This window comes from Pseudomonas glycinis (assembly GCF_054871425.1).
Genome location: NZ_JBTYHF010000004.1, coordinates 223,727 through 242,267, shown reverse-complemented (window position 1 = coordinate 242,267; position 18,541 = coordinate 223,727). Strand labels below are relative to the sequence as shown.

At 59.7% G+C, this 18,541-nt stretch carries 18 protein-coding genes and 1 pseudogene; 2 read left to right on the top strand and 17 right to left on the bottom strand.

All coding sequences use genetic code 11. From position 1 onward, the window contains the following. Window positions 1–62: 62 nt before the first annotated feature. The 11 genes and pseudogenes from ACYSTU_RS11510 to ACYSTU_RS11460 form a co-directional block, all read right to left on the bottom strand. Window positions 63–1,106, bottom strand: a complete 1,044-nt coding sequence (locus tag ACYSTU_RS11510) for a phage baseplate assembly protein (RefSeq protein WP_264364613.1) — start codon at window positions 1,104–1,106, stop codon at window positions 63–65. 3 nt (window positions 1,107–1,109) lie between these two features. Then, complete coding sequence (locus ACYSTU_RS11505; protein ID WP_264364612.1) at window positions 1,110–2,348, bottom strand: DNA circularization protein; 1,239 nt, start codon at window positions 2,346–2,348, stop codon at window positions 1,110–1,112. Next, window positions 2,335–4,111: pseudogene (locus ACYSTU_RS11500) on the bottom strand (phage tail protein). The gene ACYSTU_RS11505 and the pseudogene ACYSTU_RS11500 overlap by 14 nt, the downstream one beginning before the upstream one ends. 130 nt (window positions 4,112–4,241) lie before the next feature. Continuing rightward, on the bottom strand, window positions 4,242–4,538 hold the full coding sequence (locus ACYSTU_RS11495; RefSeq protein WP_024011858.1) for a phage tail assembly protein: 297 nt from the start codon (window positions 4,536–4,538) through the stop codon (window positions 4,242–4,244). Next, window positions 4,535–4,882 (bottom strand): phage tail tube protein, encoded by a 348-nt coding sequence (locus tag ACYSTU_RS11490; RefSeq protein ID WP_007908779.1) that lies wholly within the window; start codon window positions 4,880–4,882, stop codon window positions 4,535–4,537. The genes ACYSTU_RS11495 and ACYSTU_RS11490 overlap by 4 nt, the downstream gene beginning before the upstream one ends. Before the next feature lie 67 nt (window positions 4,883–4,949). Then, window positions 4,950–6,446, bottom strand: a complete 1,497-nt coding sequence (locus ACYSTU_RS11485; RefSeq protein WP_016771428.1) for a phage tail sheath subtilisin-like domain-containing protein — start codon at window positions 6,444–6,446, stop codon at window positions 4,950–4,952. Beyond that, window positions 6,446–6,628: a DUF2635 domain-containing protein gene (locus ACYSTU_RS11480; RefSeq protein WP_016771429.1), complete on the bottom strand. Its 183-nt coding sequence runs from the start codon at window positions 6,626–6,628 to the stop codon at window positions 6,446–6,448. Before ACYSTU_RS11480 ends, ACYSTU_RS11485 begins: the two co-directional genes overlap by 1 nt. Further along, window positions 6,625–7,209 carry a phage tail terminator protein gene (locus ACYSTU_RS11475; RefSeq protein WP_498998503.1) on the bottom strand — a complete coding sequence of 195 codons (585 nt, stop codon included), beginning with the start codon at window positions 7,207–7,209 and terminating at the stop codon, window positions 6,625–6,627. Before ACYSTU_RS11475 ends, ACYSTU_RS11480 begins: the two co-directional genes overlap by 4 nt. Before the next feature lie 152 nt (window positions 7,210–7,361). Beyond that, a complete protein-coding gene (locus tag ACYSTU_RS11470; protein WP_056783240.1) occupies window positions 7,362–7,700 on the bottom strand; it encodes a phage holin family protein in 339 nt (112 codons plus the stop codon). Between the two features lie 141 nt (window positions 7,701–7,841). Next, the gene (locus ACYSTU_RS11465) at window positions 7,842–8,270 is read right to left on the bottom strand and encodes a tail fiber assembly protein (protein WP_476309463.1); all 429 of its coding nucleotides are present in this window, start codon (window positions 8,268–8,270) and stop codon (window positions 7,842–7,844) included. Window positions 8,271–8,815: 545 nt separating this feature from the next. Next, window positions 8,816–9,559: a LexA family transcriptional regulator gene (locus tag ACYSTU_RS11460; RefSeq protein ID WP_110600122.1), complete on the bottom strand. Its 744-nt coding sequence runs from the start codon at window positions 9,557–9,559 to the stop codon at window positions 8,816–8,818. A 202-nt stretch (window positions 9,560–9,761) separates the two neighbouring features. Between ACYSTU_RS11460 and mutS the strand changes: the two genes are divergently transcribed. Both mutS and fdxA read left to right on the top strand, forming a co-directional pair. Continuing rightward, window positions 9,762–12,344, top strand: coding sequence for a DNA mismatch repair protein MutS (gene mutS, locus ACYSTU_RS11455; protein WP_041478113.1), 2,583 nt, complete (start codon window positions 9,762–9,764; stop codon window positions 12,342–12,344). A gap of 163 nt (window positions 12,345–12,507) precedes the next feature. Next, window positions 12,508–12,831, top strand: a complete 324-nt coding sequence (gene fdxA / locus ACYSTU_RS11450) for a ferredoxin FdxA (protein WP_041478114.1) — start codon at window positions 12,508–12,510, stop codon at window positions 12,829–12,831. A gap of 533 nt (window positions 12,832–13,364) precedes the next feature. Here the strand turns inward: fdxA and rpoS are convergent. The 6 genes from rpoS to ispF form a co-directional block, all read right to left on the bottom strand. Further along, window positions 13,365–14,372 (bottom strand): RNA polymerase sigma factor RpoS, encoded by a 1,008-nt coding sequence (gene rpoS, locus ACYSTU_RS11445; protein WP_016771451.1) that lies wholly within the window; start codon window positions 14,370–14,372, stop codon window positions 13,365–13,367. A 106-nt stretch (window positions 14,373–14,478) separates the two neighbouring features. Next, window positions 14,479–15,348 (bottom strand): peptidoglycan DD-metalloendopeptidase family protein, encoded by an 870-nt coding sequence (locus ACYSTU_RS11440; RefSeq protein WP_016771452.1) that lies wholly within the window; start codon window positions 15,346–15,348, stop codon window positions 14,479–14,481. 211 nt (window positions 15,349–15,559) lie between these two features. Beyond that, window positions 15,560–16,195: a protein-L-isoaspartate(D-aspartate) O-methyltransferase gene (locus ACYSTU_RS11435; protein WP_160768345.1), complete on the bottom strand. Its 636-nt coding sequence runs from the start codon at window positions 16,193–16,195 to the stop codon at window positions 15,560–15,562. Between the two features lie 38 nt (window positions 16,196–16,233). Then, window positions 16,234–16,983, bottom strand: a complete 750-nt coding sequence (gene surE / locus ACYSTU_RS11430; RefSeq protein WP_024011837.1) for a 5'/3'-nucleotidase SurE — start codon at window positions 16,981–16,983, stop codon at window positions 16,234–16,236. After that, the gene (truD, locus tag ACYSTU_RS11425) at window positions 16,971–18,029 is read right to left on the bottom strand and encodes a tRNA pseudouridine(13) synthase TruD (RefSeq protein WP_264364604.1); all 1,059 of its coding nucleotides are present in this window, start codon (window positions 18,027–18,029) and stop codon (window positions 16,971–16,973) included. The genes surE and truD overlap by 13 nt, the downstream gene beginning before the upstream one ends. After that, window positions 18,026–18,499: a 2-C-methyl-D-erythritol 2,4-cyclodiphosphate synthase gene (ispF, locus tag ACYSTU_RS11420; RefSeq protein ID WP_039762489.1), complete on the bottom strand. Its 474-nt coding sequence runs from the start codon at window positions 18,497–18,499 to the stop codon at window positions 18,026–18,028. Before ispF ends, truD begins: the two co-directional genes overlap by 4 nt. Window positions 18,500–18,541 lie beyond the last annotated feature (42 nt).

The following is an 18,541-nucleotide window of genomic DNA, read 5'->3' as shown; positions in this document are numbered from 1 at the left end:
TGATGTTGAGGCTGGCGACGCTTTCGCGAGCAGGCTCGCTCCCACAGGGTTCGGGGTCAGGCTCAGGTTTTTTTCGGGGGAGTCGGATCAGGATCAAAGGTATGCGGCGGCGCCACTTGCAAGGTGGTCACCGATCCCTGCGCCGACAGCGAATAAGTGACCTTGGAAATCAGCATGTCACCATCGAAATCGAGCACCGGATCCTTGACCTTGACCAGCGTGTTATGGCGCCACAAATCGCCATTGCTTTGCCGCCAGCCCTGCACCTGATAGGTGGTGGTCTGCGCGCGGCCCATGCGGGTCGCGCTTTCCCATAGAGCACGCTGCTGCGCCAACTCAAAGGTCAGTTGCGTGCCTTCATTGATCACCGTGGTGCGTCGACGTTTGAAACTCAGGTCAGCCGCGGTCGACTCGACTTCGCTGACCGCCGCGCCGCTTTTTGCGTCCGAGCCTTTTTGCTGGCCGATCACCCGGTACTCGGAGAACACCTGGCTGAAATCCATTGGCGCACTGGCCGACAGGATATTCTTGCCCAGCTCCAGCGCATCGCTGGCGCGGCCACCGCTGCCGGGTTTGGCCAGCACCAACTGGCCCAGCTCGTTGTCGGTGGAAAACACCCGCAGCAGCGAGAGCAATCGGTCGATCGACTGGAATGCCGTTTCACCCGGCACGATGGTGTGTTTGGTCAGGCGTGTGGTTTCGCTGATCTCGTTGACCACTGACAGCCCATATTCGCTCGCCAGATCGCGGACGATAGTCAGCAAGGGTTGTTGCTGCCATTGGCTGGGCAGGTTGCGAGCGGCGCAATCGACCAGATCCTGGGTCTTGGAACTGCCTTCGATGGTCAGGCTGATCTGCCGTCCGTCATAGCGGATCGGTGCTTTGAACACGTAACCGGTGAGCACCAGGTCCTTGCCGATTTTTACCTCGCAGGGGTCGCCGGGTTTGATCCTTTGGTCTACGGCCTCCCCTGGCCATTGCCAGGTGATGTCGAGTTTGAAAGTGCGGAACTGACGCTCCAGATCAGCGGTGATTTCGACGCTTTTCCAGCCGCCGTATTCCATATTGTTGACCGTCAGCGTGACGTGGTTATCCAACTCGTCCATGGTTCACTCCCTGGAGACTTTCACATCGCTTTGCGGGAGGTACAACGGATTGGTCACGCCGTTGCGCTGCACGACTTCGGTGACTCGCGTGGCGTCGCCAAACTGTTTGTACGCTATGACCAGTGCCGGAAGGCTTTCCTGAAAGGTTTTGCTGACCAGTCGCACGCCCGAGGATGCCACGGCCTTGAGGTGCGCAACCAAGGCATCCTGCACGTCACTGATGGCTTGATAGTGCTCAGGATCGGCCTTGTTTTTCGCCCCTTGCAGCGCCTCGACCAAATCCTTTTGCAGCGCCTGCAAATCATCCGTGGCCGGGACTTCCGGGCGGGTGACTTGCTGATGAGCTTGCTGAGCAACGGTGGGCGTCGACGGCAGTTGCATCGCTCGGGTGGCCACTGGCATCGACGCGACCCACTGCGCCACTTTGACGATCAGCGTGTCCTGCACCAGATCGGCCATCGCCTGCGCGGCGGCATTGGTGTCCTTGCCCGTGGTGATCTTCGGCGCATCGGCCTTGCGAATCGCTTCGAGTTGCTGCGACACGTCAGCAATCACGCCACGGTAGCCTTCCTTGGCGAACGCTTTCAGCTCCTTGATATCGCCGAGCAAACCCTTGAATTCCGCCGCCACTTCCTTGGGCAGTTCCTTCACGGCTTTGACCAGTTCAGTGATCTGGCGGTACTGCTCGATCAAAGGTTTCAGTTGCTCTTTGATCACGTCATAGACGCCGGTAAGGCTGTTGCGCAGGTTGGTGATGCCGATCCGCGCAGCCTTGATCAGCGTCATCGCTTGTTCGAAACGCGCCACCGCCGAACCCAGCAGAGTGTCGGCTTTGGCCAGCAGCACTTTCTGCGTGCTGACCGTGGCGGTCGGAAACGGCAGGGGTTGGTCGGGATAGAACTTCAAGGCGAACGTCACCAACCCACCGTCCTGGCGGGTGTGGGTCATGTCGCATTCGCCGACCTTGACTTGCAGGCGTCCGAGCCACGGATGCACCAGTTCGCCACGGCCCTGCTCCAGCGCCTTGAGCAACTTGTCGCGCTGCTCGAGGCAATCGGGGCCGATGATGAACGCGGTCAGATCGTGGGTCTTGGCCTGCTGGCCGAGGTCCTCGAAATACGGCAGGTCGCGTTGCGGGTATTCATGCAACTGCCCTTTGCGCCCGACCGGGGTTTTCGCCTGGTCGATCCAGAAACCGACACCGCGAAAGGATGCCGGCAATAAACGATCACGCCAGTTCATTGGGAACCTCCCATCGACAGTGAGCGATAGCCGATGCGTGAAGACACGGCCAGGCCAGGTTGATTGGTTTGCGGTTGTTCGGTGCGCAGGCCTGCCGGCGCATTTTCGAAGCGCACGGTCAGCCCGCCTTGGAGCTGCGTACGGTTGTTGGCGGCGCTCTGCTGGATCAGCGCGCTGGAGGTTTGTGGCAACGAACCGCTTTGCAGTGTGCCGTTGCCAGCAGGCGCCGGACTGGCAGCGAAGAACGCCGGCGCCAGTTCGCCTTTGCCTTCGGCATTGGTTTGGCGTTGTGCTTCAGTGAGAGTTTCAACCTTGCCGGTGACCTTGGCGATCAGTCCGGCGAAGCCACCGTCGAACAACTCCTTGATCGGCGCGATGACGGTTTGCAGCTTTTGCCACAACTCGCCGAACCACTCGGTGATCGGCCCCCAACTCTCGATGATCTGATCCAGCGGTTTCCATTCGAACAGGCTGTGCAGAAAGTCCACGACCGGCGCGGACAGCGCCAACACAACGCCCCAGAGCGCCGAAAAGACCTCACTGATCGGCTGCCAATACTGGGCAATCTGCTCCAGCGGTGACCACTCGAACAGACTGGTGAAAAAGCCCCTGACTCGCTGCACAGACGTTTGCAGCGCCATCCAGATCGGTTCGAAGAACCCGACAACTCCACCCCAGGCGCTGGTGAGCATTTCCATCGGGAAAAAATCGAACAGCGTGCGCAGGATATCCCGGGTGCTTTGAACGGCCGATTGCAGCGTGGTGAACATCGGTTCGAAGAACGTCACGACACCACCCCACGCATCGGTAATCATCTGCATCGGCGAGAAATCGAACAGGTTTCTGAGAAACGCCATCACCGGCACACTCAAGGCCTCGAGCAATTCCCAGATCGCCGAGAACAAACCGGTCAGCGGCCCCCAGTTTTCGATGATCATCCCCGCAGGCGACCACGCGAAAACCGACTTGAAGAAGTCGATCACTGGCGCCGTCACGACCGTGACCTTGTCCCAGATAGCCGAGAAAAATCCCGTGACCGGTTCCCACAGCGCAGCCAGTGCCGCCAGCGGTCGCCAGTCTAGTACCGAGCGCAACGTCGCCATCGCACTCGCCCCGGCGTTTTTCACGCCCTCCCACATCCCGGTGAAGAACGCGCTGATCGGCGTCCAGTTGGCCACGATCAAACCGGCCGCCACGGCAATGCCCATGGCGATCAGCATGATCGGGTTGGTCTTGAGCACCATGCTCATGACGTCCATCACCTGGGTCATACCGGTGACCGCGGTTTGCATGGCGGAGAAGGCAATCGCCCCCGCCGCCAGGCCCTCGACCAGTTTCGGATTGTCGGCGAGCAGGCTGCCGACCTGCGTCAGCATCGGCTCCAGTCCGACCACCAACGCCCCCACCGCCGGCACCAGCGCAGCGTCCACCGCCGCCGAAACCTTCTGCATCGACGCACTGAACACGTTCATGTTCTGCGTGGCAGCAGTCGGCGCGGCGGGCAGATCGACGGTTTTCGCCGTGTCGCTGACTTCGCTCAATTTGCCCTGGAACGCTGCGGCCGATTTGATGCCGTCTACAAACGGCGTGATCACGCTGCCGCCGTTGAACAGACCACTGATGTCCAGTTTGCCGAGGCCGGTCTGCTCGAGATTGTTTTTAAAACTCTCAACCTTCATGCGCAGGGCGCCCAGTTTGGGCGAGAGTTCATCGATGCCGGTGATCAGCACCGGTTTCGGGGTTTTCTTCTCTTCGTCTGCCATCACTGCACCTGCTGCATCGCATTGATCCGTTGCGCGTGCTCCAGCGATTCGCGAAGCACATCCAGTGGCCTGGCCATCATCTGTTCGGGGTCAACCTTCCAGAACCAGGCCAGGTCATAGGCGACGGCGATCAGGTCGGTGATGGCGCCGACGCCGCACTCATGAAAAAACTCGCGACGGCCCAGCTCAGCGCATTGAGGTCAGCCAGATCGAGCTGGTTGACCGACGACGGCGGGATGCCGGCGCACACGGCGATGTATTTGGCCGCCACGTCCATGTCGAGGCTGACTTCTTCGCTCTTGTCGATCTTGTACGGCAGCGCCTTGATCGCTCGCACTTCCTGCACCGTCGGACGGCGCAGAACGAGTTCGGTCAGAGGCTCGCCGTGGGCTTCGATTGCTACTTGAAGCTTCACGGCGGCGCTCATTGCCAGGTCCCCTTGATGCCTTCGAATTTCAGTTCGATGGTGGCGTCGTCGCCCTTGGAGACTGGCTCCTCGACCAGATAGGCGCCGGCCAGCACGTAGACTTTGCCGTTGCTGAACTCGCAGGTGACCGTGATATCGGTGCCTTCGATCAGCTTCTTCAGCGGGAAGTCGGCGGTGTGCAGCGCGGTCACTTTGAACGACGGTGCGATGTCGGTTTCCTTGTAGAAACCGGGCACGACGGTTTCACGTTTGACGGCCATCAGCGGGGCTTCGCAGCCGCCATTGATGGTCAGTTGTGCGCCGTCGACCTTGACGTAGCAGGTGCCTGCAATCAGTTGACCCATGGTGTTTCTCCCTTCAAAAAAAAAGCCCACGCGAGGTGGGCTGAATGCTTAGCGCCGACTGCGCGGATCAGGCCGCGTCGTCGTACTGCAGACGGAACTGGTTGAGCAGTGCGAACACGCGCAGACCGTTGATGTAATCCGGCGGGAACAGCACGTTCACGCGGCTCGGGTCCTGCACGTCGCGCTCGACAATCAGGTGCTCGGCGAACAGCTCGGCGTTCTCCACATGGCCTTCGAGTTCGAGCTTGGCGTACTGCGCGATCAGCTCGCCGCGAATGGTCGCAGGCGTGACGATCGGCTGACCGGCGCCGAAACGGGTACCGTCGGAGGCCAGTTTGTGGCGGCCGTATTTGCTGGTGATCACGCTTTGCAGACGACGCACGATGAACGCCGACTGGTGCATGGTTTCGCTGTCCAGATAGGAGTTGTCGGCCTGGCCGTAGGCGTTCTTCTGGTAGGTGGTGATCGAGCGCTGGATGCGCACGTAACCGCCTTCGTAGTAAGCGGTGGCGATGCCGTAGTTGAGCAGCGACTGACGCTCGGTCAGGGTGAAACGCTCGCTCGCCGGCGCCGGATCGACGCCCGGCAGGCTGCCGCTTTGCGTCGGACGGCTGGCATCGGCGGAGATGAACACCGCCGTGCGCGCAGCCAGCGCGGCGGCCTGCACCCAGAACGGTTGCGGTACGCCCGGCTCCAGCGCCTGAATGGTCATGTGCTGATCGTTGCGGGCCTGGCCTGCGGCGACCAGAGTGCCAACGGTGCCGCGCTTGGCGCTGTAGACGTGACCGAACAGTTGCTTGGCCCACGACCAGCGACCGGTGCTGTCATCCATGACCGCTTGCCAGGTATTGAGGGTCGCCAGATCGGACCACGGCAAGGCGATGAATTCGAATGGCTCATCGCCTAGAGCCGCGACGGCGGCGATCTGATCCGGCACACCGGCGCCGCCGGTCATGGCGGTGATTGCGCTGGTCAGGCCAGCCGGGGTTTCTTCGCCGTTGCTCTTGCCCAGGCGATTGAATTGCAGGCTGATGTCGTTACCGCTGTCGCCGGTCCATTTGGCGTTCAGGGTGACCACACCTTCAGCAGCCGCAGCGCTGACCGGCAGGTCGGCAGTGGCGTTGATTTTCTGCGCCAGTGCAGTGGCCGCTTGCGCGGCGGTGGCGCCATTGACCACGGTGGCCTGCACACGCACGCCGCCGACGTATAGATTGAGCATGCCCGCCTGAGTTGCGGTGCCGGTCAGTGTCAGCACACCTTTGGCGATAGCGCCTTCGGTGTTGTGCAGCGGCAGGCACCAGATCTCGCCGATCGGGTCAGCCTTGCGGAAAGTCTCGTACATCGAGGCGAGCATCGAGCCCTGGCCGCCGATGCTTTTCGCCAGCGCCACGCTGGAAACCAGCACCAGCTTGCCGACTTCAGTCGGGGCAATATTGTCGTTGACCTGGGCGACGATCAAACGGCGCATGGCCGAAGTCGCGCTGTTGGCGGCCGAGTTGTCCATTTCGGCATAGAACAGCGGCACACGAATGTCCGCCGGTATGTTGCTGAATCCGATCGCCATCATTTGGCTCCCTGTGGTTTAGCCGCTTTTGCGGTTTTGAGTGTGATATCGCCGTCGGCCAGACGCCGGCGCCACCAGGCGCTGTCCAGCACGTCACGGCCTGCGGCCGGCAACAGGTCGCCCGCCTCCGGGTCAGGTACGACACGGCCAGCGGCCGGCACTACGGTGATGCGGTTGCTCATGGGGTTACGTCTCCAGAGAAAGTCATTTCCACCCGGCCATCCGGACCCGGGCGTTGCAGATTGGGATCGGCCGGATCGATCGCATCGACCCGCACCGTCATCCCGGTAAAAGACGACAAAGCGTCCAGTTCGCGCTCGTGCCAACTCTCCGCAGGCTGACTCGGCAGATTGCGGCCGAGCTGGAACTCGGCATAAAAACGCAGCCGATAGAAGGCACGGCTGCTGTTGATCGAGACCATCTCGCCGCCGTCGTAGGCGATGGCGCTGTAGGTGGCATCAGGTTTGAAACCGACCAGCGCGCGCCACAGTTCGGCGCGCAGGTCGTGCAACAGATCCAGCGCTTTTGTAGCGTCGGTGGCGTCAAGGGCCAGGACGATTTCGAAGCGATCGCGGATTGGTTGGGTGGTGAGGTTTTGGGCGGTGCTGTTGCTGGCCAGATCGGCGATTGGCAGCACGTGGGCCGAAGGTGTTGGCAGATCCGGGTTGCCTTGCAGCAACGCCAGATCGACACCCACCGAAATGTGATTGGCAAGCCCAGGGCATTGCCCACGCAGTTGCGTGAGGATCGGGGTGATCTTCATGGGGGTGTTCCGGAATAAGAGAAATTACAGAGGACGCCGCAATCCCTGTGGGAGCGAGCCTGCTCGCGAAAGCGGTCGATCAGTCACATCGATGCTGAAGCTGACTTCCCTTTCGCGAGCAGGCACGCTCGCATAGGGCTATGCGTGGAGAATTAAGGATGGTCGCGCGGCGGCACTTCACAGACGCCAATGCGCTTAGCTGCCCAGCGCTCGTAAAGGCCGATGGCGACGTCGGCGCCGGCCATGGCGGTCAGGCAGCCAAACGCACCAGCGGCCCAGATCGACATGCCGGCGGCATACAGCAGCATGATCGCCGACACGCCGCAGATCATGCAGGCGCCGGAACGCAGAGCCAGACGCCGCACCAGCGACCAGCCGCGGGCGCCTTCCTTGTCGGCGCGCCACATTTCGCCGGACACCCCGCCGACGACAGCGAGGAGGATGACCAGCCAGATCGGCATGTCAGCCAATGCTTGTTGCTCGTTTGTCATGTCACGCCTCCATGGGTGATTAATGAGTGATGGGTTGGGTTCAAACGGTTTCTCTTGAGGCAGGCATTCCAAAAAGCCCGGCGCTTGCACGCCGGGATTTTCAGTAATGCGCTCTCGCTTCCTTCCACTATCGGAAAGAGATCAGAATGGCACGACTGGCCAAACGATCGTGTAAGGGTAATCGGCTTGTTTTCTCACGTCGGCGACTGCTACGTAATACTGTTGGTACGCAAGCCACTGGGTTTCTTCTTCGGGTGTGGCGATTTCCAAATTCACCTTGTACTGCAAGGGATTGAGATTCAACCAACCCTGCGCAACGCCGAGACGTTGTTGTATGCGCTGCGAAACAAGATCAGCGTGATCTTGATAAGTCAGCTCAGAATAAATCCATCCGCTGGCCGAATAGGTCGCCTTCCAGCCCACTTGCACGACCGTCTCAGCTGCCAACGCGTACCAGGCCCCGGGAATCCCAACCGGGCCTGTAAGTGGCGTGTCCTCAGACTCGACGATCTCAGCGACGCGCGAAAACGGATATTGATTACTCATTTCAATGAAAGCGTAACGATTCATTTTTTTCCCCTTATCGATATTCAGTATTGTTTTGCACTAATGCTTTCCTTCAGCCACGTCTTCACGGGGCAACTATTCCAGGCAGGCATTCCAAAAAGCCCGGCGCTTGCACGCCGGGCTTTTCAGTAATGCGCTCCTTCGCCTTCCAATCCTGTGTTCGAGAAGGAAGCTGACTTTTCGGCGCTACTGGCGCGGTACGAGTCCATTCAGATTGTTTTTCCGACCGCGGTCCCTGCCCGCCGGATAACTGCTTCTGGTGCTTTACGCTGCACACCCGGGTCAGTTGCCAACCCTCTGAACCGTTGAGGCCGGTTCATCGCTGCCTGTTCTTGTGGAACTAAAGAGCTTGTCTTGCCAGCCGCTTTGTCGAGCGGCTTGGTGGCAAGAATATGCATGGATGCATATACAGTCAATGCGCAAATGCATTTATTTATGCATTAAATTTGCGCGTATGCATGAAACCCATGCGGGCCAAGGGGTGGGGAGATTTCTGCAGGCGAAAAAAAACCTGCCGAAGGGGCAGGTTTCAGTTGGATGAACGAGTGTTAGCGGGCGTACATGCCCCACCAGAAGACGTGACCGAGGATGACGATCTGCTCTTCCTGGATTTCCTGGAAGCTATAGTCCTCGTCCGGATGCTCGTCGCGATTGAAGCTGCGCAGACGGATGCCGGTGGGCAGGCGATAGAGTTGTTTCACGCGCAGCTGGCCGTTGTGATTGATCGCATACAGATCGCCATCGATGATGTCGCCGATGCCGCACTTGCCGGCGTTGACGCCGACGGTGGCGCCATCGCGAAGAACAGGCAACATGCTGTTGCCGCGCACCGTCACGCATTTGGCCTGGTCGAATTGCACGCCGTTGTGGCGCAGGCTGCGCTTGCCGAAGCGCAGGCTAGAGCGCTCGCTCTCTTCGATGACGAATCTTCCTGATCCAGCAGCCAATTCAACCTCGCGTAGAAAGGGCACCGACACCTCGTCGTCATCGACGGGCGTGTCGTCGTCCCACAGGCTTATGTCCTTGAGTTCCGCATGCACGTCAGCGCGAGTGCCGCCGGTCGTTGGCGCGACGTCCGCGCGCCCGCGCAGCTGATCGGTGCTGACGTTGAAATATTCAGCGATCTTCGAGATGTGTTTATCCGAAGGATCGACAATCTTCCCGCTGAGAATCCGCGAGAGCGTTGATTGAGGCACGCCGGTGCGACGGTGGAGCTCCGTGGGGGAGATCCCGTGCTGGTCGAGCAGTGCTCTTAAGACGGAGGAAACGTTGCGTTTTTGCATAACGCGCATAGTGCTTGAAGTTTTTCCCGATGACAAATGCTGATTTGCATAAATCATGCATAGATCAACTTTTCTCTGCAAGTAAACGCTCTCCCGACCGCAGTGCCTGCGTCGGGCAGACTGCCCATGGTAACCTTGCGCCCATCGCGGAAAAGCCCGGCCACTGCCCGCGCTTTGCCCTACATCTTTTAACGAGTTGCCCGACAATCCGATGAATAAAGCCGTCTCCGACCTGTCCTCCCACACTCCGATGATGCAGCAATACTGGCGCCTGAAGAATCAGCACCCGGACCAGCTGATGTTCTATCGCATGGGCGATTTCTACGAGATCTTCTATGAAGATGCAAAGAAAGCCGCCAAGTTGCTGGACATCACCCTGACCGCGCGCGGGCAGTCGGCGGGACAGGCGATTCCGATGTGTGGGATTCCTTACCACGCGGCGGAAGGTTACCTGGCGAAACTGGTCAAGCTCGGCGAGTCGGTGGTGATTTGCGAGCAGGTCGGCGACCCGGCCACCAGCAAAGGCCCGGTGGAGCGTCAAGTCGTACGGATTATCACGCCGGGAACGGTCAGCGACGAAGCGTTACTCGATGAACGCCGCGATAACCTGATCGCAGCGGTATTGGGTGACGAGCGTCTGTTCGGTCTGGCAGTACTGGATATCACCAGCGGCAACTTCACCGTGCTTGAGATCAAAGGCTGGGAAAACCTGCTGGCGGAACTGGAGCGGGTCAACCCGGTGGAACTGTTGATTCCAGATGACTGGCCAAAAGACCTGCCGGCGGAGAAACGCCGTGGCGTACGTCGTCGTGCGCCGTGGGACTTTGAGCGTGACTCGGCGTTGAAAAGTCTCTGCCAGCAGTTTTCCACCCAAGACCTGAAAGGCTTCGGCTGCGAAAACCTGACCCTGGCCATCGGCGCTGCCGGCTGCCTGCTGGCCTACGCCAAAGAGACCCAGCGCACCGCCCTGCCCCACTTGCGCAGCCTGCGTCACGAACGTCTCGATGACACCGTGGTGCTCGACGGCGCCAGCCGGCGCAATCTGGAACTCGACACCAATCTGGCCGGTGGCCGCGACAACACGCTGCAATCGGTGGTCGATCGTTGCCAGACCGCCATGGGCAGCCGTTTGCTGACTCGTTGGCTGAACCGGCCGTTGCGCGACCTCACAGTGCTGCTGGCACGCCAGACGTCGATTCGCTGCCTGCTCGACGGCTACCGTTTTGAAAAGCTGCAACCGCAGCTCAAGGAAATCGGCGACATCGAGCGGATCCTGGCGCGAATCGGCCTGCGCAATGCGCGACCACGTGACCTTGCGCGTCTGCGTGACGCTCTCGGCGCACTGCCCGAACTGCAAGTGGCGATGACCGATCTGGAAGCGCCGCACCTGCAGCATCTGGCGGCCACCACCAGCACCTATCCAGAACTGGCGGCGCTGCTGGCCAAAGCCATTATCGATAACCCGCCTGCGGTGATCCGTGACGGCGGCGTGCTGAAAACCGGTTACGACAGTGAACTCGACGAACTGCAATCGCTGAGCGAAAACGCCGGCCAGTTCCTCATCGATCTCGAAGCCCGGGAGAAAGCCCGCACCGGTCTGGCCAATCTGAAAGTTGGCTACAACCGCATCCACGGCTACTTCATCGAATTGCCGAGCAAGCAGGCTGAATCGGCGCCCGCTGACTACATCCGCCGGCAGACGCTCAAAGGCGCCGAGCGTTTCATCACGCCCGAGCTGAAAGAATTCGAAGACAAGGCGCTGTCGGCCAAGAGTCGCGCGCTGGCTCGGGAAAAAATGCTTTACGAAGCGCTGCTCGAAGACTTGATCAGCCAGTTGCCGCCGTTGCAGGACACCGCCGGCGCCTTGGCCGAGCTGGATGTGCTGAGCAACCTCGCCGAGCGTGCGCTGAATCTTGACCTGAACTGCCCGCGTTTCGTCAGCGAGCCGTGCATGCGCATCACCCAGGGTCGTCACCCGGTAGTCGAGCAGGTGCTGACCACGCCGTTCGTGGCCAACGATCTGAGCCTCGATGACAACACGCGCATGCTGGTCATCACCGGCCCGAACATGGGCGGTAAATCCACTTACATGCGGCAAACCGCTTTGATCGTGTTACTGGCGCATATTGGCAGTTTCGTGCCGGCCGCCAGTTGCGAGTTGTCGCTGGTCGACCGCATCTTCACCCGTATCGGTTCGAGCGATGATCTGGCCGGCGGTCGCTCGACCTTCATGGTCGAGATGAGCGAAACCGCCAACATCCTGCATAACGCCACCGAGCGCAGTCTGGTCCTGATGGACGAAGTCGGGCGCGGTACCAGCACCTTTGACGGTCTGTCGCTGGCATGGGCGGCGGCCGAGCGCTTGGCCCATCTGCGCGCCTACACCCTGTTTGCTACGCACTATTTTGAACTGACCGTGCTGCCGGAAGCCGAACCTCTTGTAGCCAACGTGCACCTCAACGCTACCGAGCACAACGAACGGATCGTGTTCCTGCACCACGTTCTGCCCGGGCCTGCCAGCCAGAGCTATGGCTTGGCGGTGGCGCAGCTGGCCGGCGTGCCGAGCGAAGTGATTCTGCGAGCGCGGGAGCATCTGAGTCGCCTGGAAGATACCGCCTTGCCCCACGAGGCGCCGAAACCGGCAGCCAAGGGCAAGCCGTCGACACCGCAGCAAAGCGACATGTTCGCCTCGCTGCCACATCCGGTGCTCGATGAATTGGCCAAGGTCGATCTGGACGACATGACGCCACGTCGAGCGCTGGAAATGCTCTATGCACTGAAGAACCGGATATAAGCACTGAAGAAGCGGATATAACGCAATTCGCTTCAAGCTGTTAGAATCTCGCGCGGTTCGGGATGCTGCTGGCTCATAGCCTGGTCAGCAGGTATCGCTCCCGAACCTGGCGACCCCAACCGTGAAGGGGCAACGCTGCCGCCGCCTGAGGAGAAAATTAGAAATGACCTTCGTCGTCACCGACAACTGCATCAAGTGCAAGTACACCGACTGCGTAGAAGTCTGTCCGGTGGACTGCTTTTACGAAGGCCCGAACTTCCTGGTGATTCACCCGGACGAGTGCATCGACTGCGCGCTGTGTGAACCAGAATGCCCGGCTGTGGCGATCTTCTCGGAAGACGAGATCCCAAGCGGCATGGAAAACTTCATCGAGCTCAATGCCGAGCTGGCGGATATCTGGCCGAACATCACCGAAAAGAAAGAATCGCTGCCTGATGCTGAAGAGTGGGATGGCAAGCCAAACAAGATCGAACAACTCGAACGCTGATCTACCCCGCGCTCGACTGAAAGGCCCCTTGTGGGCCTTTTTGCTTTTGCAGGTTTTACTTTTCTTCAGACGAAAAAAGGGGCGGTATGACCCGCCCACATTTTTTCCCTATTCCCTGTAGTCCTTTTCATCGTCCTGATGAATCGCCTCCTGCGATGTCCGTTCCCCTCTTCCGTGAAGGGCGTGTCTGTCCGTCGACACAGCCTTGATATTAGAGAGTTTCCGCAGCGGAGCAATCAGGCTCAGGCGCAGGTCTACGCTGACATAAAGACATAACAATTTAAAAATATTCATATAAATCAGCAAATTACCGCTTAGCATTGGTCGCAATCGCCTTCTGCCGAAGTGTAAAAATAACGAACACTTACGACACAGTAAGCAAAGGCTTACAGCGCGAGACTACAAACTCAGAAAATGCTGACCGCTCGTCTGGCACCTCGCCCGACAAACGCGATGCACGAGACAGGCATAAACAAAAAGCCCCGACTGATTGGTTCAGCCGGGGCTTTTTTTGCGCGCGGTCGATCAGGCGCTTATTGGAACAGCGACTCGCTCGACAGGCCATTCTTCTCCAGGATCTCGCGAAGGCGCTTGAGGCCTTCCACCTGAATCTGCCGTACCCGCTCGCGGGTCAGGCCGATCTCCAGGCCGACATCTTCCAGCGTGCTGCTTTCGTGACCGCGCAGGCCGAAGCGGCGAATCACCACCTCGCGCTGCTTGTCGGTCAGCTCCGACAGCCATTGATCGATGCTCTGCGACAGGTCATCGTCCTGCAGCAGTTCGCACGGATCGGTGGGACGATCGTCAGTGAGTGTGTCCAGCAGGGTTTTATCCGAATCCGGACCCAGCGAGACGTCGACCGAAGAAACCCGTTCGTTCAGGCCCAGCATGCGCTTGACCTCGCCCACCGGTTTCTCCAGCAGGTTGGCGATTTCTTCGGGTGAAGGTTCGTGGTCGAGTTTTTGCGTCAGCTCCCGTGCGGCCCGCAGGTACACGTTGAGCTCCTTGACCACGTGAATCGGCAACCGGATGGTCCGGGTCTGATTCATGATCGCGCGTTCGATGGTCTGACGGATCCACCACGTGGCGTAGGTCGAGAAGCGGAAGCCGCGCTCGGGATCGAACTTTTCCACCGCGCGGATCAGGCCGAGGTTGCCCTCTTCGATCAGATCCAGCAGCGACAGCCCCCGATTGACGTAACGCCGGGCGATCTTGACCACCAGCCGCAGGTTGCTTTCGATCATGCGCTTGCGCCCGGCCGGATCGCCACTTTGCGACAAGCGCGCAAAATGAACTTCTTCTTCCGGGGAGAGCAGAGGGGAAAAGCCGATTTCGTTGAGATACAGCTGCGTGGCATCAAGTGCCCGAGTGTAGTCGATGTATTTATGTTGTTTGAGTGTGGCGGAGTGTCTGGATTTGGAACGAACGGAAGGTGGAGCAGCCCCTTCATCATTCAACATCGAATCCGAATCGATGCCGGTCTCCATAAGGAGAACCTCATCGTCGATGTCAAACTCCGGCACTTCTTTACTGAGAGCCATTGTTATAGTCCTTTGGTGAGTTCGACCCCAAGCTCAAGCGACGCCTTTATCCTTGGCAACGCTGGAGCCTGTCCCCTCTACGCGACGGAACAGGCTGGCCTACAAATCAACGTCTTGGCAGGAACTGCAGCGGATCCACAGGTTTACCTTGGCGGCGAATCTCAAAATGCAGTTTCACCCGGTCTGTACCCGTTGACCCCATTTCGGCAATTGTCTGTCCGACCTTGACCTGCTGCCCCTCCCGAACCAACAGCCTGCGGTTATGTCCGTAAGCACTGACGTAGGTTTCGCTGTGTTTGATGATGACCAATTCGCCGTAGCCCCTTAAGCCACTCCCGGCGTATACGACCGTCCCATCAGACGCAGCTAAAACAGGCTGTCCCAAATCTCCGGCGATATCAATTCCTTTATTCAAACTACCGTTTGAAGAGAATTTTCCAATCAGAACGCCATTAGATGGCCATCCCCAGCCGGTCGGGGCCGGGCCTGCCGGAGGCAGTGGAGCGGGTGCAGGTTTGCTCGCGACGGACGGTACAACCCCTTTGGAACCGGTGGTTGTAGTGGTTGTGGTGCCATTCGCCTGGCGCCGGATTACCGTGGTTTTACTCGACGAAGAAGGTGAAGAACTGGAGTTGCTCACCACCGCTGTCGGCGTTGAACCGCTGCGCCCGTCGAAGCGAATTGTCTGACCCGGATGGATCGTATACGGCGTAGGAATATTGTTCCGGGCGGCGAGGGTTTTGTAGTCCCAGCCGTAGCGAAAGGCGATCGAAAACAAGGTATCGCCGGGGCGGACTACATATTGCCCGGTAGTAACGGTCGGACGTTGCGCGACCGAATTATTGCGATCGACAACCCGTACGTTGCTCGATTTGGTGCTGGAGCAACCGACCAGCAAGGTGCTCAAGACAAGGCCAGTCACCAGGCGCTGAAAGCTCGTGTTACCCATACGCTGCGCAATGACTGTGAGACTCACCCGCCGCTCCCTTTGTGGTGGCTGAAAATTCTGAATGCCGCACTGCGGCATGAAGTGTCGCAAGTATAACGGGCCGAAACGGCTTTACCTTTAATGAAGCGAAATCACTGGACGCACACGTTTGCCAGGGGCAAGTACGCTGCGTTTAAACTCTGGCTGTCGGTGTAAGACCGGCGCCGTTGAAAGGAATTCAGCGCCTGCTCGCAAATGCTCAGGCCAGTGGCCCATTGAGCAAAGGCACGAAACGCACAGCGCCCAAAACGTGTCGGGAAAAGCCATGTTCTTCGCGCACGATCAGCATCAGTTGTTGCACTTCACCGGAGCCGACCGGAATCACCATGCGCCCACCGGGGGCCAGCTGATCGAGCAAAGCTTGCGGTACATCGGTGGCAACGGCGGTGACGATGATGCCGTTGTAGGGCGCCAGCGCCGGCCAGCCTTCCCAGCCATCGCCCCAGCGAAACACCACGTTACGCAGGTTCAACTCGACCAGACGCTCCTTGGCGCGATCCTGCAACACCTTGATGCGCTCGACGGAAAACACCCGTTCAACCAGTTGCGACAACACCGCTGTCTGGTAGCCGGAACCGGTGCCGATCTCCAACACTTTATCCAGTGGACCTGCCTCCAGCAGCAGCTCGCTCATGCGCGCCACCATGTAAGGCTGGGAGATGGTCTGGTTGTTGCCGATCGGCAGCGCGGTGTCTTCGTAAGCGCGGTGCGCCAGCGCCTCGTCGACAAACAGATGACGCGGCGTGCGGCGGATCACTTCCAGGACTTTGGCGTTCGATACGCCTTCTTCATACAGCCGCTGGATCAGTCGCTCGCGCGTACGCTGGGAGGTCATGCCAATGCCGCTGCGCAGGCGGTCGTCATGTTCACGCATCAGCTCAGCCCCCCCAGCCAGCCATCAAGACTTCTGAAGGCATCATTGAAAGTGCGATCGAGCTGCAACGGTGTGATGGACACATAGCCCTGCATCACGGCATGAAAATCGGTGCCCGGGCCGCCGTCTTCAGCGTCGCCGGCAGCGGCGATCCAGTAACCGGCCTTGCCGCGCGGATCGACCACTTTCATCGGCGCCGCCGCGCGGGCGCGATGGCCGAGACGGGTCAACTGAATGCCACGGATGTGATCGATGGGCAGATTGGGAATGTTCACGTTGAGCACCGTGCGCGGCGGCAGATCGAGCCCGGCGTGGGCCTCGACCAGTTTGCGCGCAAAGTAGGCCGCAGTCGGCAGGTTATCCACTTGGCGCGAGACCAGTGAAAAGGCAAACGATGGGCGCTCGAGAAATCGTCCTTCAAGGGCTGCCGCCACGGTTCCGGAATACAGCACGTCGTCACCGAGGTTGGCGCCGAGGTTGATGCCGGAAACCACCATGTCCGCTTCGCGCTCAAGCAAGCCGTTAAGGCCCAGGTGAATGCAATCGGTCGGTGTGCCGTTGAGGCTGATGAAGCCGTTGGCCAGGTATTGCGGGTGCAGCGGACGGTCGAGCGTCAGCGAACTGCTGGCGCCGCTTTTGTCCTGCTCCGGGGCGATAACCACGCATTCGGTGTAATCCGCCAGCGCAGCATAAAGCGCGGCGAGACCGGGCGCGGTTACCCCATCGTCGTTAGAAATCAGAATACGCATGGGCTGTCCGTCTGCCCCACCGGCACCAGATCAACGAGCTCGCGCACCAATACGGTGGCAAAGCATCCGGCCGGGAGGACGAATTCCAGTTGCAGAATGTCAGGTTGGGGATAATGCCACGTCAACCCGCCAATGGGCAGCCGCAGGATGCGACGTTCATGGCTCATGCCGGCGTGGATCAACCAGTCACGCAGATCCGCTTCGCGGGCGGCGATCTCCTGCTCCAGTTCATGGACTGCGCCAGCGGTTGGCGAGTCACCTTCGCCCCACTGCGGACCGGTCGCGTGCAGGTCGAGAATCGACAGACGCGGGTCGCTGCATTCGGCTTCGCCGGCCGGGAAAAAGCTGCGGCTGTCAGTAAAGGCCAACAGATCGCCCACCAGTGCGGTGTTCCAGGTGCCATCGGCGACGCGCGCCGCCAGCACCTGGTTGAACAGAAAGCTGCGCGCCGTCGACAGTAACCGCGATCGCACATTACGCTGTTCCGGCAAAGCCTTGCGCGCCGCCCACGCCCGCGCATCGACAACGTTGCCGCCATCATGGCCGAAGCGCTGAGCGCCGAAATAATTAGGGATGCCTTGTTTGGCGATCAGTTGCAGCCGCTGCTCAATCGCGTCTTTGTCGCCATTGAATTGAGTCAGGCGCAGGGTGAAGCCATTAGCCGAATGCGCACCACGTTGCAGCTTGCGCTTGTGGCGCGTGGTCTTGAGGATCTTCAGCGTGTCGTTTTCCGCCGCCGACAGATCCGGATCGGCCTTGCCCGGCAATTGCACGCTGAACCACTGTCGGGTCAGGGCCTGACGATCTTTGAGGCCGGCATAGCTGACGGTGCGCAACGGCACGCCGGCTGCCTTGGCGATCCGCCGTGCCGCTTCTTCGGTATTGAGGCCGCGCTTTTCCACCCAGATCCACAGATGTTCGCCGTCACCGCTGAACGGGATATCCAGCACTTCATCGACCTGAAAATCTTCGGCGATGGCTTTCAGTACCGCTGTGCCGAGGGGTTCGCCATAGGCCCGTGGGCCGAGTAATTGCAGTTCATTCATGCGCGCAGCAACAAGGCAACGGAGTGCACGGCGATGCCTTCTTCGCGACCGACAAAGCCAAGCTTTTCGGTGGTGGTAGCTTTGACGTTCACTTGATCCAACTCAACTTGAAGATCCGCCGCGATCAGCGCGCGCATCGATTCGATATGCGGCGCCATTTTTGGCGCCTGGGCAACGATGGTGTTGTCGACGTTGCCGACTTTCCAACCCTTGGCGTGGATCAGACTGACCACATGACGCAACAGCACACGGCTGTCGGCGCCCTTGAATTGCGGGTCGGTATCCGGGAAATGTTTGCCGATATCACCCAGCGCCGCCGCGCCGAGCAAGGCGTCGCTCAAGGCGTGCAGCAGGACGTCACCGTCGGAATGAGCGAGCAGCCCGAAGCCGTGTGCAATCTGCACGCCGCCCAGAGTAATGAAATCGCCTTCAGCGAAACGGTGCACATCGTAGCCGTGGCCAATACGCATAAAAAAACGCCCCGATTTTTGTCAGGGCGTGATTCTACCTGC